We start from the raw sequence: 16,557 nt of genomic DNA on the forward strand, positions 1-16,557 counted from the left end.
TGTCAATATGACAGAGACGTCTTTTTTTATACCGTAAAATTGGGTATGAGTATAAGTTTTATCCACGTGTATAAAGATTTAGGGGGATAAGTAGGGAGTTAGTTCACTCGAAAAAGCAGCCCATAAAGGGGAGGGAACGTCGATGTTTAAGAGGCTTCGGGAAGATATTGAAGTCGTTTTTGAACAGGATCCAGCGGCAAGAAGTTATTTCGAAGTCATTTTGACTTACTCTGGATTACATGCAGTTTGGGCCCATCGAATTGCACATGCTTTTTATAAAAAGAATTTCTTCTTTATTGCACGTTGGATCTCACAAGTTAGTCGTTTCTTTACTGGCATTGAGATTCATCCAGGAGCAACAATTGGTCGTCGTTTTTTCATTGACCATGGAATGGGGGTTGTAATTGGAGAAACGTGCGAAATTGGTGATAATGTAACAATCTATCAAGGAGTTACATTAGGTGGTACGGGTAAAGAAAAGGGAAAGAGGCACCCTACAATTCAGGATAATGTATTAATTGCAACAGGTGCTAAAGTACTGGGTTCGATTACAGTTGGAGAGAATTCTAAAATTGGAGCAGGTTCTGTCGTATTAAAAGAAGTCCCTGCACATTCTACAGTTGTAGGTATACCTGGCCGAGTCGTTATTCAAAATGGCGTAAAGATTGGTCAAGAATTGAATCATTCCGATCTTCCAGACCCAATTTTTGATAAATTAAAGGTCATGGAAGTAGAACTTGATAAATTGAAAAAACAACTTGAAGTAAAGGTAGAAAGGAAGGATAAAAATGACTATTCACATTTATAATACGTTAACACGTCAAAAGGAAGAGTTTATTCCATTAGAAGAAAATAAGGTAAAGATGTATGTATGCGGACCTACAGTTTATAACTATATTCACATCGGGAACGCAAGACCACCTATGGTATTTGATACAGTGCGCCGTTATTTAGAATATAAAGGATACGATGTGCAGTATGTATCTAACTTTACTGACGTAGATGATAAATTAATTAAAGCGGCAAATGAGTTAGGCGAAGATGTGCCGACAATTGCGGACCGTTTCGTGGAAGCGTACTTTGAAGATGTAACGGCACTAGGTTGCAAACATGCAACAGTTCATCCGCGTGTAACAGAAAATATGGACATCATTATTGAATTTATTCAAGAACTTGTGAATAAAGGATATGCATATGAATCAGAAGGGGATGTGTACTTTAGAACGAAGGAATTCGAAGGGTACGGTAAGTTATCACATCAACCGATCGCGGACTTACGTCACGGTGCGCGTATTGAAGTAGGAGAAAAGAAACAAGACCCTCTTGATTTTGCACTATGGAAAGCTGCGAAAGAAGGAGAAATCTTCTGGGAAAGCCCTTGGGGTCAAGGTCGCCCAGGCTGGCATATCGAGTGCTCGGCAATGGCGCGTAAATACTTAGGGGATACAATTGATATTCACGCTGGTGGTCAAGACTTGGCATTTCCTCATCACGAGAATGAAATCGCGCAGTCTGAGGCGTTAACAGGAAAAACATTTGCACGTTATTGGATGCACAATGGATATATTAATATTAATAATGAGAAAATGTCTAAGTCACTTGGGAACTTCATTTTAGTTCACGATATCATTAAGCAATATGATCCGCAGTTAATTAGATTCTTTATGCTATCAGTACATTACCGTCATCCAATTAATTTCAGTGAAGAGTTATTACGAAGCACAAATAACGGACTGGAAAGAATTAAAACAGCTTACGGTAATTTAAAACACCGTATGGAAAGTAGTACGGATTTAACAGATCATGATGAGAAGTGGTTAGCTGACCTGAAAAAATTCCAAACTGCATTTGAAGAAGCGATGAATGATGACTTCAATACTGCCAATGCAATCACTGAGTTATATAATGTAGCAAATCATGCAAATCAATATTTACTGGAAGAACATACGTCTACAGTGGTAATTCAAGCATACGTAAAACAACTTGAAACATTATTTGATATTCTAGGGTTAGAATTAGCGCAAGAAGAGTTACTAGATGAAGAAATTGAAGCGCTTATTCAAAAACGTATTGAAGCTCGTAAAAATCGTGATTTTGCATTATCAGATCAAATTCGCGATGATTTAAAAGATCGTAATATTATTTTAGAAGATACCGCTCAAGGTACAAGATGGAAAAGAGGATAAGAATGATTGATGCAAAGCAATTAAACAGCTTAGCGTTAGCATATATGGGTGATGCGGTATATGAACAATATATCCGCTATCACCTACTTCAAAAAGGGAAGGTTCGTCCTAATCAGTTGCATCGATTAGGGACAAGCTTTGTTTCGGCAAAAGCACAGGCGAAAGTTGTTTATCATTTATTAGAGACAGCATTTTTAACTGAGGAAGAAGAGGCAGTACTAAGAAGAGGGCGTAATGCAAATTCAGGTACTGTTCCGAAAAATACAGATGTACAAACATATCGACATAGTACAGCCTTTGAAGCGTTAATTGGCTATCATCACTTATTAAATAATCGTGAAAGATTAGACGAAATTGTATATAAGGCAATTGCTGTTCTAGAAGAAAAGGAAGGGGGCACATCATCATGAGTAGTGAATATATTATCGGACGTAACCCTGTAATTGAAGCGTTACGATCAGGGAGAGATATTAATAAAATTTGGATCGCAGAAGGTGCTGCCAAAGGACAAGTACAAATTGTACTAGCACTAGCGAAAGAAAATAAAATTATTTTGCAACATGCACCAAAAAAGAAGTTAGATCAATTAGTTGAGGGGAACCATCAAGGTGTAATTGCTCAAGTGGCCGCATATCAATATGCTGAGCTAGAAGATCTATTCAAAGTAGCAGAGAAGCGTAACGAAGATCCGTTCTTCTTAATTTTAGATGAAATTGAAGACCCGCATAACCTCGGTTCTATTATGCGTACTGCGGATGCGACAGGAGCTCATGGAATTATAATTCCGAAAAGAAGAGCTGTGGGACTTACTGCATCAGTTGCGAAAGCATCTACTGGGGCAATTGAATATATTCCTGTTGCACGTGTAACGAATTTATCTCGTACAATCGATGAATTAAAAGAACGTGGACTTTGGATTGCTGGTACAGATGCAAAAGGGAAAACGGATTATCGTAATTTAGATGGTAAAATGCCAATTGGATTAGTAATTGGAAGTGAAGGAAAAGGTATGAGTCGTATTATTGGTGAAAAATGTGATTTCTTAATTACTTTACCGATGGTTGGTAAAGTTACATCCTTAAATGCTTCAGTGGCCGCGAGTTTGTTAATGTATGAGGTATATCGTAAACGTAACGAAATTGGTAAATAAAAAATGAACGATATTTTAATCGTTGACGGTTACAACATTATTGGAGCTTGGGGAGACTTGAAAAAACTACGGGATGTAGATTTGCAATCATCAAGAGATGCACTGATTGATAAGATGGCGGATTACCAAGGTTACACAGGTACAAAGGTAATGATCGTTTTTGATGCTTATACAGTCCACGGTATTGAAAAAAAGATGAAACAATCACGTGTGGAAGTTATATTCACGAGGAAGAATCAAACTGCAGATGAAAAGATAGAGCAACTTGCAATTGAGCTTAGAAATATAAATACGCAAATATATGTTGCGACTTCTGATTATACGGAACAATGGGTTATATTTGCTCAAGGTGCGCTCCGGAAATCTGCGCGGGAATTAGAGTTGGAAGTACAAGCGATGGAGCAACAAGTAAGAAGGCGTACACAAGACACAAAAGAAAAGCAACCTGCTATGCGAAAGATATTTAGTAAAGATATTACAGAAAAGTTAGAAAAATTAAGAAGAGGAGAGCGTTGAAGCATTGACGCTCTTTGTCTTTTTACTGTATAATATTTCTAAATAAATAGCGGTCGGAGGGATCAAGGTGGAAGCAGGCTTCGTAAGTGTAGGCGACGTTACATTTCGTGATTTAGAAGATGAGGCAATCGTTGAGTTAGTTCGAAAAGGTAATACTGACGCTCTAGAATATTTGATTCACAAATATAAGAACTTTGTTCGCGCGAAATCGAGATCTTATTTCTTAGTGGGTGCCGATCGAGAAGATATTGTTCAAGAAGGTATGATTGGATTGTTTAAAGCGATTCGTGATTATAAAGAGGACAAGCTGTCTTCATTCAAAGCATTTGCTGAACTGTGTATCACTCGACAAATTATTACCGCTATTAAAACAGCAACCAGGCAAAAACATATTCCGTTAAATTCATATGTGTCTTTAGATAAACCGATTTATGACGAGGAATCTGATCGGACATTATTAGATGTTATTTCGGAAGCGAAGGTAACTGATCCTGAAGAAATGATTATAAGTCAGGAAGAATATACCGACATAGAATCTAAAATATCTGAATTATTAAGCGATTTAGAAAGAAAAGTGCTTTCTTTATATCTAGACGGTCGTTCTTATCAAGAGATTTCGGAACAGTTAAATAGACATGTGAAATCTATTGATAACGCTTTACAGAGAGTGAAGCGGAAATTGGAACGGTATATGGAAATGAGAGAGAGTACCACTTCAAATTAATAACAAGAGCTACAGGTGTAAAAAATCACCTGTTTTCTTTTTGTAGCGAGTACAAAAGGCATGTCATTGACATTGTCTTTTATTGTATGATACATTTTTAGGGACATAATGTTACAAGGTTGGTGTAACTAATGAGGAAAAAAGTTGTACTCTCATGTGAAGAGTGTAAAAATCGAAACTACTCTACGATGAAAGATACGAGCTCAGTAGAGCGACTTGAAATAAAGAAATTTTGTAAAACATGCAATCAGCATACAGTTCACAAGGAAACAAAATAAATAATTGAAATAATACACTGGAGGTCCCGTAGATGCGTTTAACGAACTTTTTCGGCGATGTAGGTCGCGAAATGAAAAAAGTAAGTTGGCCTAAAAAAGATGAATTACTCCGTTCAACAGCGACTGTTATCGCTACAGTTGTCTTCTTTGCGATTTTCTTCGCAGTAGTTGATATGGGCATTTCTTCTTTAATTCGGTTAATTCTTGGTTAATTCTTGAATAAGAAGCACTTATCCATGATATAATGTTATTTATAAGAACTGTGTAAAAGCCCGGTGAACGGGTTTTTTCATTTGCGCAAAAAAATGTACGTCAGGGAGGGAAGGACGCTCGTCCTAAATGAATGGAAAAAAGTTGGTATGTTGTCCATACTTATTCTGGATATGAAAATAAAGTAAAAGCAAACCTAGAGAAACGTGTAGAATCAATGGGTATGCAAGATAAAATTTTCCGTGTTGTTGTCCCGGAAGAAGTAGAAGTAGAAATGAAAAATGGTAAAGAAAAATTAATGAAAAGAAAAGTGTTCCCAGGTTATGTATTAGTAGAATTAATCATGACTGATGACTCTTGGTATGTTGTACGTAACACGCCAGGTGTAACTGGGTTCGTTGGTTCTTCTGGTTCTGGATCTAAACCATCACCTCTATTAGAAGAGGAAGTTGTTACCATTATGAAACATATGGGAATGGACAACGAAGTGGTTGATTTCGACTTTGAACTTCATGAGACAGTACGTGTAAATGAGGGACCATTCGCAGATTATACAGGTGCTATCGAAGAAATTGATGTGGAGAAGAAGAAGGTTAGCGTGCTTGTGGACATGTTTGGTCGCGAGACTCCAGTTGAACTTGACTTCCATCAAATTGAAAAATTATAAAATGAAACTTGAAATGAATTGTAAAAAGTGATAATATCTTTTAAGTCAGTACGTCTTCGTTATCGGAGACGTTTTTTGAAAGATTTTATCCTTAGAGATAAAATATGACGTGGGAGGGCAAATCACTGTCCAATTGACCACATCACGGACTTAAGGAGGTGTGTCTCGTGGCTAAAAAGGTAATTAAAATGGTAAAGCTTCAAATTCCTGCAGGTAAAGCTAACCCAGCTCCACCAGTTGGTCCAGCATTAGGACAAGCAGGTGTTAACATCATGGGCTTCTGTAAAGAGTTTAACGCTCGTACAGCAGATCAAGCTGGTCTTATCATCCCTGTTGAAATTACGGTATTTGAGGACCGTTCATTCACTTTCATTACTAAAACTCCTCCTGCTGCTGTTCTTCTTAAGAAAGTAGCTGGTATTGAGTCTGGTTCTGGTGAACCAAACCGTAATAAAGTGGCAACTGTTAAGCGTGATAAAGTACGCGAAATCGCTGAAACTAAAATGCCTGACCTAAACGCTGCTAGCGTAGAAGCTGCAATGCGTATGGTTGAAGGTACTGCACGCAGTATGGGCATCGTTATCGAAGACTAATTCGATTTGTTTTTTAAAAAAGGTTGCGGGTCTGGAATTCCAATTCGCAACCTTTATTATCGTAAATGATTATCGTTTTTAAATAAATGGGTGGCGCGCATCCTCAGGTTATACCTGAAAATAAGCGTAAACGTGGGAGGTTATTCCGCTAAAACCACATTCGAGGAGGAAATAAAAATGGCTAAAAGAGGTAAAAAGTACGTAGAAGCTGCAAAGCTTGTTGATCGTGCAGCTGCTTACTCTGCAACAGAAGCAGTAGAATTAGTAAAGAAAACAAACACAGCTAAATTTGATGCAACTGTAGAAGCTGCATTCCGTTTAGGTGTTGACCCTAAGAAAGCTGACCAACAAATCCGTGGTGCAGTTGTTCTTCCACACGGTACTGGTAAAGTACAACGTGTATTAGTGTTCGCTAAAGGTGAAAAAGCTAAAGAAGCTGAAGCTGCTGGAGCTGACTTCGTAGGCGATGCTGATTACATCGGTAAAATCCAACAAGGTTGGTTCGATTTCGATGTAGTAGTAGCAACTCCTGACATGATGGGTGAAGTTGGTAAACTTGGTCGCGTATTAGGACCTAAAGGTTTAATGCCAAACCCTAAAACTGGAACAGTTACTTTCGATGTAACTAAAGCTGTTAACGAAATCAAAGCTGGTAAAGTTGAATACCGCGTTGATAAAGCTGGTAACATCCACGTTCCAATCGGTAAAGTATCTTTCGAAGATGCTAAATTAGTAGAAAACTTCAGAACAATCGCTGACACTTTACAAAAAGTTAAGCCAGCTGCTGCAAAAGGTACTTACATGAAGAACGTAACAGTTGCTTCTACAATGGGACCTGGCGTACGTGTAGACGTTTCTACATTAGCGTAAATTTTGGAAGTTGACTTCATAAAGAAGTTTTAATATAATCATTTATGTTGTGAATTTAATTAGTGTACCGTAGACAGTAGGTGTCAATAGACTTAATTTCCTACCTAGGTGTTAATATACGAAGCGGAATTTTTTTCTGTGACTATATGCCTCCATGTCTACAAGTTGGGCATGGAGGTTTTTAGTGCACTTTCGGTACATCTTCTATATAATCTACAGGAGGTGTAATAACATGAGCAAAGTAATCGAAACTAAACAACAAGTTGTAACTGAAATCGCGGACAAACTTCGCGCTAGTAAATCTACAATCGTTGTTGACTACCGTGGTTTAACAGTTTCTGAAGCAACAGAATTACGTAAGCAATTACGTGAAGCTGGCGTTGAGTTCAAAGTTTACAAAAACTCTCTAACTCGTCGTGCTGCAGAATCTGCTGAAATGGCTGAGTTAAATGAATTCTTAACAGGACCAAACGCAATCGCGTTCAGTAACGAGGATGTAGTTGCTCCTGCGAAAGTATTAAACGACTTCGCTAAAGATCATGAAGCTTTAGAAATTAAAGCAGGCGTAATCGAAGGTAAACTTGTAACACTTGATGAGGTTAAAGCTATCGCTACTCTTCCATCACGTGAAGGCTTACTTTCTATGCTTCTTAGCGTTCTTCAAGCTCCAATCCGTAACCTTGCACTTGCTACTAAAGCAGTTGCAGACCAAAAGGAAGAGCAAGGCGCTTAATTTTTTAAAAGATAATTACGTATTATCGATAAAACAATACAAACCTATTTAAGGGAGGATATTTACAATGACTAAAGAACAAATCATTGAAGCAGTTAAATCTATGACTGTATTAGAACTTAACGACTTAGTAAAAGCTATCGAGGAAGAATTCGGCGTAACTGCTGCTGCTCCTGTAGCTGTTGCTGGTGGCGCTGGAGAAGCTGCTGCTGAGAAAACTGAATTTGATGTGGAACTAACTAGCGCTGGTGCACAAAAAATCAAAGTTATCAAAGTTGTTCGTGAAATCACTGGTCTTGGCTTAAAAGAAGCTAAAGAATTAGTTGACAACACTCCAAAAGTAATCAAAGAAGCTGCTGCTAAAGAAGAAGCTGAAGAAATCAAAGCTAAACTTGAAGAAGTTGGCGCTGCTGTAGAAGTTAAGTAATTAACTTTTGATGCTTTAAAAAAAGCTCGCTCTCATGCGAGCTTTTTTTTTAACTGTAAAGAAAAGAGGTGGCCATATGGCAGACCATTATTTTTCTAACGACCCTTCTAGTAAAAGTGATCGTAAGCGATGGGAATTTACGCTTCGTGGATCTCAATTTACTTTCTTATCTGACCGTGGGGTGTTCTCGAAAAACGAAGTGGACTTTGGTTCTCGTCTTTTAATTGAAGCGTTTCAAGTGCCAGATATTAAAGGTGACATATTAGACGTAGGTTGTGGATATGGACCAATTGGTTTATCGTTGGCGAAAGAGTTTCAAGACCGTAAAGTTCACATGGTGGATGTGAATGAAAGGGCACTTGAGCTTGCGAAAGAAAATGCCGCTAACAATAGAATTGGAAATGTGCACATTTTTCAAAGTAGCGTCTATGAAAATGTAGATGGTATGTATGCTGCTATTCTATCTAATCCTCCAATTCGTGCAGGTAAAGATATCGTGCATGAGATTTTAGAAAAAGCTATAGAACATTTAGTTCCAGGTGGGGAGTTGTGGATTGTTATTCAAAAGAAACAAGGTGCACCATCTGCGCTGAAGAAACTAGAAGAAGTATTTTCTGAAGTCGAAGTTGTAGAAAAGAAAAAAGGATATTATATCATAAAATCAAAAAAACGTTGACGGTTATTTTTGGCTATGTTAACATTATACAATGCCAATATATGATTTTCTGCGTTGAGAAAGATGTATATTTTTGTTTCTCTTGGAAAAGATAGTAAAATCAGCAGATTATGAAACAGAATGATGGTTTTCTTATAGAAGCCATTTTTCTTTTTTGAACAGGTAGAAAGACTCAACGTATTTATCTTTAAGAGAAAAAGACTACGCTAAATAGCAGTAGTTGTATTTATTTGTGATTTTGCACAAATTTTTTTGTGCATTTATAATACTCATGATTTGAGGGGTGAAGCAGTTGACAGGTCAACTAGTTCAATACGGACGCCACCGCCAACGAAGAAGTTATGCCCGTATTAGTGAAGTATTAGAGTTACCAAATCTTATCGAAATTCAAACCTCTTCTTATCAGTGGTTTCTTGATGAGGGTTTGCGAGAAATGTTCCAAGACATTTCTCCGATTGAAGACTTTACGGGAAATCTATCGCTTGAATTTATCGACTACAGCTTAGGTGAACCTAAATACTCTGTAGACGAATGCAAAGAGCGTGATGTGACGTATGCAGCACCACTTCGTGTAAAAGTGCGTCTAATCAACAAGGAAACTGGTGAAGTAAAAGAACAAGATGTGTTCATGGGAGATTTCCCACTCATGACAGAGACTGGAACATTCGTAATTAACGGTGCAGAACGTGTTATCGTTTCCCAGTTAGTTCGCTCTCCAAGCGTATACTATAGTGGCAAAGTGGATAAAAACGGAAAACGTGGTTTTACTGCTACTGTAATTCCAAACCGCGGAGCTTGGTTAGAGTATGAGACAGATGCTAAGGATGTTGTATATGTGCGTATTGACCGTACGCGTAAACTTCCTGTAACTGTTTTGTTACGCGCATTAGGGTTTGGCTCTGATCAAGAAATCACCGAGCTTTTAGGTGATAACGAATACTTAAGCAACACATTAGAAAAAGACAACACAGATAGCACAGAAAAAGCATTGCTTGAAATTTATGAGCGTCTACGTCCTGGTGAGCCACCAACAGTAGAAAATGCTAAGAGCTTACTTGTGTCTCGTTTCTTTGATCCAAAGCGCTACGATTTAGCAAATGTAGGTCGCTACAAGATCAACAAAAAGTTACACATTAAAAACAGATTGTTTAATCAACGTTTAGCTGAAACATTAGTGGATCCAGAAACTGGTGAAATTTTAGCGGCAGAAGGAACAATCTTAGATCGTCGTACACTTGATCGCATTTTACCTTACTTAGAGAAAAACATTGGATTCAAAACAGCGAAACCAATGGGTGGAGTGGTAGAAGGCGATGTTGAGCTGCAATCTATTAAGATTTATGCTCCTGAGTCAGAAGGCGAGCGCGTAATTAACGTAATTGGTAATGCAAATATTACTCGTGATGTAAAACACATCACACCAGGTGATATCCTTGCTTCTATCAGTTACTTCTTCAACCTACTATACAAAGTAGGGGATACAGATGATATCGACCACTTAGGAAACCGTCGTCTGCGTTCTGTTGGAGAACTATTACAAAATCAATTCCGTATCGGTCTTTCTCGTATGGAACGTGTTGTTCGTGAGAGAATGTCGATCCAAGATACAAATGCAATTACACCACAGGCATTAATTAATATTCGTCCTGTTATTGCATCTATTAAAGAGTTCTTCGGAAGTTCTCAGTTATCTCAGTTCATGGACCAAACAAACCCATTAGCAGAGTTAACTCACAAACGAAGACTATCTGCATTAGGACCTGGTGGTTTAACGCGTGAGCGCGCAGGCTTTGAAGTACGTGACGTTCACTACTCTCACTATGGTCGTATGTGTCCGATTGAAACACCAGAGGGACCAAACATCGGTTTGATTAACTCATTATCTTCATTCGCGAAAGTAAATGAGTTTGGTTTCATTGAAACACCATACCGTCGTGTTGACCCAGAAACTGGTCTTGTAACAGGGCATGTCGATTATTTAACAGCAGATGAAGAAGATAATTATGTTGTAGCCCAAGCGAATATGAAATTATCTGAAGAAGGAGAATTCCTTGATGAAGATATCGTAGCTCGTTTCCGTGGTGAAAACATTGTCACAAATAAAGAACGCATCGACTACATGGATGTATCACCAAAACAAGTAGTGTCGGCAGCGACAGCTTGTATTCCGTTCTTAGAAAACGATGACTCTAACCGCGCACTTATGGGAGCGAACATGCAACGTCAGGCGGTTCCGTTAATGAATCCGGAATCACCGATTGTAGGTACAGGTATGGAGTACGTATCAGCAAAAGACTCAGGTGCTGCAGTAATCTGTAAACACCCTGGTATTGTTGAGCGCGTAGAAGCACGTGAAGTTTGGGTACGTCGCTATGTAGAAGTTGACGGTCAAACAGTAAAAGGCGACTTAGATCGCTACAAAATGCAAAAATTCATTCGTTCTAACCAAGGAACTTGCTACAACCAACGTCCAATCGTAAGTGTTGGAAATGAAGTTGTAAAAGGTGAAATCCTTGCGGATGGTCCTTCTATGGAATTAGGTGAACTAGCACTTGGACGTAACGTGCTTGTTGGCTTCATGACTTGGGACGGTTATAACTACGAGGATGCGATCATTATGAGTGAGCGCCTTGTAAAAGATGATGTGTATACTTCTATTCATATTGAAGAATATGAGTCAGAAGCTCGTGATACGAAGCTTGGACCAGAAGAAATCACACGTGATATTCCAAACGTTGGGGAAGATGCATTACGTAACCTTGACGAGCGCGGTATCATTCGCGTTGGTGCGGAAGTAAAAGATGGAGATTTACTTGTTGGTAAAGTAACACCTAAAGGTGTAACAGAATTAACAGCTGAAGAACGTCTATTACATGCTATCTTTGGAGAAAAAGCGCGTGAAGTACGTGATACATCACTACGTGTACCACACGGTGGTGGCGGTATTATCTTAGACGTAAAAGTATTCAACCGTGAAGATGGCGACGAATTGCCACCAGGCGTGAATCAACTTGTGCGTGCATATATCGTTCAAAAACGTAAAATCTCTGAAGGTGACAAGATGGCCGGACGTCACGGTAACAAAGGTGTTATCTCTCGTATTTTACCAGAAGAAGATATGCCTTACTTACCAGACGGTACGCCAATCGATATCATGTTAAACCCATTAGGGGTACCATCTCGTATGAATATCGGTCAGGTATTAGAGCTTCATCTTGGTATGGCAGCAAGATACCTTGGCATTCACATTGCAACACCAGTATTCGATGGTGCTCGTGAGGAAGATGTTTGGGGCACAATTGAAGAAGCTGGTATGGCAAATGACGCGAAAACAATCCTGTATGACGGACGTACTGGTGAACCATTCGATAACCGTGTATCTGTTGGTGTCATGTATATGATCAAACTTGCGCACATGGTTGACGATAAACTTCATGCTCGTTCTACTGGACCATACTCACTTGTAACGCAGCAGCCTCTTGGAGGTAAAGCTCAGTTCGGTGGACAGCGTTTCGGTGAGATGGAGGTTTGGGCACTTGAAGCTTACGGTGCTGCTTATACTCTTCAAGAAATCTTAACAGTGAAGTCTGATGATGTTGTTGGACGTGTTAAGACGTATGAAGCAATTGTTAAAGGCGAAAATGTTCCAGAACCAGGCGTTCCTGAATCATTCAAAGTATTGATTAAAGAGCTGCAAAGTTTAGGTATGGACGTTAAAATGATGTCTAGCGACGATACAGAAATTGAAATGCGTGATACGGAAGATGACGATGATCATCAATCAGCAGACAAATTGAATGTCGAAGTTGAGACAACTAAGGAATAATTGGGATAACCTGTAGACTAAAAGGGAGGTAGGCCCCTTGATAGATGTAAATAACTTTGAATATATGAAGATTGGACTTGCTTCACCTGACAAGATTCGTTCTTGGTCATACGGTGAAGTTAAGAAACCAGAAACAATTAACTATCGTACGTTAAAGCCTGAAAAAGATGGCTTGTTCTGTGAGCGTATTTTCGGACCACAAAAGGACTGGGAATGTCATTGCGGAAAATACAAACGTGTACGTTATAAAGGTGTAGTTTGTGATCGATGTGGCGTTGAAGTAACGCGTGCGAAAGTGCGTCGTGAACGTATGGGTCATATCGAATTAGCTGCTCCTGTATCTCATATTTGGTATTTCAAAGGTATCCCGAGCCGCATGGGACTTGTCTTAGACATGTCCCCTCGCGCGCTTGAAGAAGTAATTTATTTCGCTTCTTATGTTGTAACAGAAAGTGGAGATACACCACTTGATAAGAAGCAATTACTTTCTGAAAAAGAATACCGTGCATATCGTGATCGATATGGTAGCACATTCCAAGCTGCTATGGGTGCAGAAGCGATTAAAAAGCTATTACAAGACATCGATTTAGATAAAGAAGTAGACTTCTTAAAAGAAGAATTAAAAACAGCACAAGGACAACGCCGTACTCGTGCTATTAAACGTCTAGAAGTATTAGAAGCATTCCGTAACTCTGGAAATGAGCCATCTTGGATGATCTTAGATGTTCTACCAGTAATCCCACCAGAACTACGACCAATGGTACAGTTAGATGGTGGACGTTTTGCTACTTCTGACTTAAACGACTTATACCGTCGTGTAATTAACCGTAACAACCGTTTAAAACGTCTATTGGACTTAGGTGCACCAAGCATTATCGTTCAAAACGAAAAACGTATGTTACAAGAAGCTGTAGACGCATTAATCGATAATGGTCGTCGTGGCCGTCCAGTTACTGGACCAGGTAACCGTCCATTAAAATCTCTATCTCACATGCTTAAAGGTAAACAAGGACGTTTCCGTCAAAACTTATTAGGTAAACGTGTTGACTACTCTGGTCGTTCTGTAATCGTTGTAGGACCGAACTTAAAGATGTATCAATGTGGATTACCGAAAGAGATGGCGCTTGAACTGTTCAAACCTTTCGTAATGAAAGAGTTAGTTGAAAAAGGATTAGCACACAACATTAAGAGTGCGAAACGTAAAATCGAGCGTGTACAACCTGAAGTTTGGGACGTTTTAGAATCTGTGATTAAAGAACATCCAGTACTTCTAAACCGCGCACCAACACTTCACCGTCTTGGTATTCAGGCGTTTGAACCTACATTAGTAGAAGGTCGCGCAATCCGTCTTCACCCACTTGTATGTACTGCATACAACGCGGACTTTGACGGTGACCAAATGGCCGTTCACGTACCTTTATCATCAGAAGCACAAGCAGAAGCTCGTCTTCTTATGTTAGCGGCACAAAACATCTTGAACCCGAAAGACGGTAAACCAGTTGTTACTCCATCTCAGGATATGGTATTAGGTAACTACTACTTAACACTTGAGCGTGAAGGTGCAATCGGTGAAGGTATGGTCTTCAAAGATGCGAACGAAGCATTACTTGCATATCAAAATGGATATGTACATCTTCATACGCGTGTTGCAGTAGCTGCAAGTGCAGTAAACAACGCAACATTTACTGAAGAGCAAAAGAGTATGCTTCTATTAACAACAGTTGGTAAATTAATATTTAACGAAATCTTACCAGAGTCGTTCCCTTATATTAATGAACCAACAAATTCAAACCTTGAAAAAGAAACACCAGCGAAATATTTCGTTGAAAAAGGTGCGAATATTAAAGAGATTATTGCTAGTCGCGAAGAAGTGGCGCCATTCAGCAAGAAAATCCTTGGTAACATCATTGCGGAAGTGTTTAAACGTTTCAAAATTACAGAAACGTCTCGCATGCTTGACCGTATGAAAAACTTAGGATTCAAGTACTCTACAAAAGCTGGTATTACAGTTGGGGTATCTGACATTCTTGTATTAGGTGAAAAAGATGAAATTCTCCACGAAGCACAAGCAAAAGTAGATAATGTAATTAAACAATTCCGTCGCGGTTTAATCACGGAAGAAGAACGTTACGATCGCGTTATCTCTATTTGGAGTAATGCAAAAGATGTTATCCAAGGAAAACTGATGAAGTCCTTGAATAAACGCAACCCAATCTTCATGATGAGTGATTCCGGTGCCCGTGGTAACGCATCGAACTTTACTCAGCTTGCTGGTATGCGTGGTCTGATGGCCAATCCATCTGGTCGTATCATCGAACTTCCAATCAAATCAAGTTTCCGTGAAGGTTTAACAGTACTTGAGTACTTCATCTCTACGCATGGTGCGCGTAAAGGTCTTGCCGATACAGCACTGAAAACTGCCGATTCTGGTTACTTAACACGTCGTCTTGTTGACGTTGCACAAGATGTAATCGTTCGTGAAGATGATTGTGGAACAGATCGCGGTTTATTAATTGGTGCGATTAAAGAGGGTAATGAAGTTATTGAGTCATTATATGATCGTCTTGTTGGACGTTTTGCAAGAAAAACTGTAAAACATCCTGAAACAGGTGAAGTATTAGTTGCTGAAAATCAATTAATTACTGAAGATATCGCTCATATCGTTGAAAATTCGGGTGTTGAAACTGTAAACATTCGTTCAGCGTTTACGTGTAACACTCGCCACGGTGTATGTAAGAAGTGTTACGGTCGTAACTTAGCAACTGGAACAGACGTAGAAGTAGGGGAAGCGGTAGGTATTATCGCAGCTCAATCTATCGGTGAGCCAGGTACACAGTTAACGATGCGTACGTTCCATACAGGTGGGGTTGCCGGAGATGATATCACTCAAGGTTTACCTCGTATCCAAGAGATCTTCGAAGCTCGTAATCCGAAAGGTCAGGCTGTTATCAGTGAAATCGACGGTGTTATCGCAGCGATCAACGATGTTAAAGATCGCCAAGAAGTAGTTGTACAGGGTGAAGTTGAAGCTCGTACGTATGCTATTCCTTACGGTGCTCGTCTGAAAGTAATTCCAGGACAGAAAATTAGCCACGGTAAAGAGTTAACAGAAGGTTCTATCGATCCGAAAGAATTACTAAAAGTAACGGACATTACGGCAGTTCAAGAATACTTATTACGTGAAGTTCAAAAAGTATACCGTATGCAAGGGGTAGAAATTGGTGACAAACACGTAGAAGTAATGGTACGCCAAATGTTACGTAAAGTACGTGTGAGTGATGCAGGTGAAACAGATGTATTACCAGGAACATTACTAGATATCCATCAGTTTACTGATGCGAATGCGAAGGTGTTACTGCAAGGTAAACAACCAGCAACAGCTAGACCAGTTCTGCTTGGTATTACAAAAGCTTCACTTGAAACAGATTCATTCTTATCTGCAGCATCGTTCCAAGAAACAACTCGTGTCTTAACTGATGCAGCGATTAAGGGTAAACGCGATGAGCTTCTAGGATTGAAAGAAAATGTTATTATCGGTAAACTTGTTCCTGCTGGAACAGGTATGAATCGTTATCGCAAAGTGGATCTTGTTAAAACAACACAAGATGACATGAATGTAGAAAACGATGAAGTTTATGTGGAACAGTAAAATTTTCCGTCGTAAATTTTGTATAAAAACAGTTAATCCTAGTTGACATTGT

At 39.1% G+C, this 16,557-nt stretch carries 16 protein-coding genes and 2 other annotated features (1 of these 18 only partly in view); all 16 genes read left to right on the forward strand.

What is annotated here, in order from left to right; genetic code table 11:
* Positions 1-4: a binding site (T-box leader), on the forward strand (it extends 242 nt beyond the left edge of the window).
* A 138-nt stretch (positions 5-142) separates the two neighbouring features.
* The 16 genes from cysE to rpoC all read left to right on the forward strand — a co-directional run bounded on the left by cysE (position 143) and on the right by rpoC (position 16,505).
* Positions 143-808 (forward strand): serine O-acetyltransferase, encoded by a 666-nt coding sequence (cysE, locus tag EGX95_RS26865; RefSeq protein ID WP_000476500.1) that lies wholly within the window; start codon positions 143-145, stop codon positions 806-808.
* A complete protein-coding gene (gene cysS / locus EGX95_RS26870) occupies positions 789-2,186 on the forward strand; it encodes a cysteine--tRNA ligase (RefSeq protein WP_000152259.1) in 1,398 nt (465 codons plus the stop codon). The genes cysE and cysS overlap by 20 nt, the downstream gene beginning before the upstream one ends.
* 2 nt (positions 2,187-2,188) lie before the next feature.
* Entirely contained in the window at positions 2,189-2,596 is a 408-nt protein-coding gene (locus EGX95_RS26875; protein WP_000564261.1) for a Mini-ribonuclease 3, read from the forward strand.
* Complete coding sequence (gene rlmB, locus EGX95_RS26880; protein ID WP_000093759.1) at positions 2,593-3,336, forward strand: 23S rRNA (guanosine(2251)-2'-O)-methyltransferase RlmB; 744 nt, start codon at positions 2,593-2,595, stop codon at positions 3,334-3,336. The genes EGX95_RS26875 and rlmB overlap by 4 nt, the downstream gene beginning before the upstream one ends.
* 3 nt (positions 3,337-3,339) lie before the next feature.
* Complete coding sequence (locus tag EGX95_RS26885) at positions 3,340-3,852, forward strand: NYN domain-containing protein (RefSeq protein WP_000997883.1); 513 nt, start codon at positions 3,340-3,342, stop codon at positions 3,850-3,852.
* Positions 3,853-3,919: 67 nt separating this feature from the next.
* Positions 3,920-4,576: an RNA polymerase factor sigma-70 gene (locus EGX95_RS26890; RefSeq protein WP_000387199.1), complete on the forward strand. Its 657-nt coding sequence runs from the start codon at positions 3,920-3,922 to the stop codon at positions 4,574-4,576.
* Between the two features lie 131 nt (positions 4,577-4,707).
* Positions 4,708-4,854: a 50S ribosomal protein L33 gene (gene rpmG / locus EGX95_RS26895; RefSeq protein ID WP_002070160.1), complete on the forward strand. Its 147-nt coding sequence runs from the start codon at positions 4,708-4,710 to the stop codon at positions 4,852-4,854.
* Positions 4,855-4,886: 32 nt separating this feature from the next.
* Entirely contained in the window at positions 4,887-5,066 is a 180-nt protein-coding gene (secE, locus tag EGX95_RS26900) for a preprotein translocase subunit SecE (protein WP_001241321.1), read from the forward strand.
* A 131-nt stretch (positions 5,067-5,197) separates the two neighbouring features.
* Entirely contained in the window at positions 5,198-5,731 is a 534-nt protein-coding gene (gene nusG, locus EGX95_RS26905) for a transcription termination/antitermination protein NusG (protein ID WP_000415794.1), read from the forward strand.
* A gap of 167 nt (positions 5,732-5,898) precedes the next feature.
* Complete coding sequence (rplK, locus tag EGX95_RS26910; RefSeq protein ID WP_001085872.1) at positions 5,899-6,324, forward strand: 50S ribosomal protein L11; 426 nt, start codon at positions 5,899-5,901, stop codon at positions 6,322-6,324.
* Positions 6,325-6,501: 177 nt separating this feature from the next.
* The gene (gene rplA, locus EGX95_RS26915) at positions 6,502-7,194 is read left to right on the forward strand and encodes a 50S ribosomal protein L1 (protein ID WP_002020168.1); all 693 of its coding nucleotides are present in this window, start codon (positions 6,502-6,504) and stop codon (positions 7,192-7,194) included.
* 49 nt (positions 7,195-7,243) lie between these two features.
* Positions 7,244-7,387, forward strand: a sequence feature (ribosomal protein L10 leader region).
* Between the two features lie 39 nt (positions 7,388-7,426).
* Entirely contained in the window at positions 7,427-7,927 is a 501-nt protein-coding gene (gene rplJ, locus EGX95_RS26920; protein ID WP_000048716.1) for a 50S ribosomal protein L10, read from the forward strand.
* A gap of 67 nt (positions 7,928-7,994) precedes the next feature.
* Positions 7,995-8,354 carry a 50S ribosomal protein L7/L12 gene (gene rplL, locus EGX95_RS26925; protein WP_000159736.1) on the forward strand — a complete coding sequence of 120 codons (360 nt, stop codon included), beginning with the start codon at positions 7,995-7,997 and terminating at the stop codon, positions 8,352-8,354.
* Between the two features lie 76 nt (positions 8,355-8,430).
* Positions 8,431-9,030, forward strand: a complete 600-nt coding sequence (locus EGX95_RS26930; RefSeq protein WP_000763281.1) for a class I SAM-dependent methyltransferase — start codon at positions 8,431-8,433, stop codon at positions 9,028-9,030.
* A gap of 292 nt (positions 9,031-9,322) precedes the next feature.
* Positions 9,323-12,856: a DNA-directed RNA polymerase subunit beta gene (gene rpoB, locus EGX95_RS26935; protein WP_000147554.1), complete on the forward strand. Its 3,534-nt coding sequence runs from the start codon at positions 9,323-9,325 to the stop codon at positions 12,854-12,856.
* A 37-nt stretch (positions 12,857-12,893) separates the two neighbouring features.
* Positions 12,894-16,505 carry a DNA-directed RNA polymerase subunit beta' gene (gene rpoC, locus EGX95_RS26940; RefSeq protein WP_000567937.1) on the forward strand — a complete coding sequence of 1,204 codons (3,612 nt, stop codon included), beginning with the start codon at positions 12,894-12,896 and terminating at the stop codon, positions 16,503-16,505.
* The last annotated feature ends 52 nt before the right edge of the window (positions 16,506-16,557 follow it).

Origin of the sequence: Bacillus sp. FDAARGOS_527, from assembly GCF_003812125.1 — a bacterium.
Classification (GTDB): domain Bacteria; phylum Bacillota; class Bacilli; order Bacillales; family Bacillaceae_G; genus Bacillus_A; species Bacillus_A paranthracis.

Bases quoted from the DNA above. Each gene is read 5' to 3' on its own strand.
- rplJ (WP_000048716.1), top strand. From the start codon at position 7,427: ATGAGCAAAGTAATCGAAACTAAACAACAAGTTGTAACTGAAATCGCG.
- rlmB (WP_000093759.1), top strand. From the start codon at position 2,593: ATGAGTAGTGAATATATTATCGGACGTAACCCTGTAATTGAAGCGTTA.
- nusG (WP_000415794.1), top strand. From the start codon at position 5,198: ATGGAAAAAAGTTGGTATGTTGTCCATACTTATTCTGGATATGAAAAT.
- cysS (WP_000152259.1), top strand. From the start codon at position 789: ATGACTATTCACATTTATAATACGTTAACACGTCAAAAGGAAGAGTTT.
- rpmG (WP_002070160.1), top strand. From the start codon at position 4,708: ATGAGGAAAAAAGTTGTACTCTCATGTGAAGAGTGTAAAAATCGAAAC.
- rplL (WP_000159736.1), top strand. From the start codon at position 7,995: ATGACTAAAGAACAAATCATTGAAGCAGTTAAATCTATGACTGTATTA.
- rplA (WP_002020168.1), top strand. From the start codon at position 6,502: ATGGCTAAAAGAGGTAAAAAGTACGTAGAAGCTGCAAAGCTTGTTGAT.
- secE (WP_001241321.1), top strand. From the start codon at position 4,887: ATGCGTTTAACGAACTTTTTCGGCGATGTAGGTCGCGAAATGAAAAAA.
- EGX95_RS26885 (WP_000997883.1), top strand. From the start codon at position 3,340: ATGAACGATATTTTAATCGTTGACGGTTACAACATTATTGGAGCTTGG.
- cysE (WP_000476500.1), top strand. From the start codon at position 143: ATGTTTAAGAGGCTTCGGGAAGATATTGAAGTCGTTTTTGAACAGGAT.
- EGX95_RS26875 (WP_000564261.1), top strand. From the start codon at position 2,189: ATGATTGATGCAAAGCAATTAAACAGCTTAGCGTTAGCATATATGGGT.
- EGX95_RS26930 (WP_000763281.1), top strand. From the start codon at position 8,431: ATGGCAGACCATTATTTTTCTAACGACCCTTCTAGTAAAAGTGATCGT.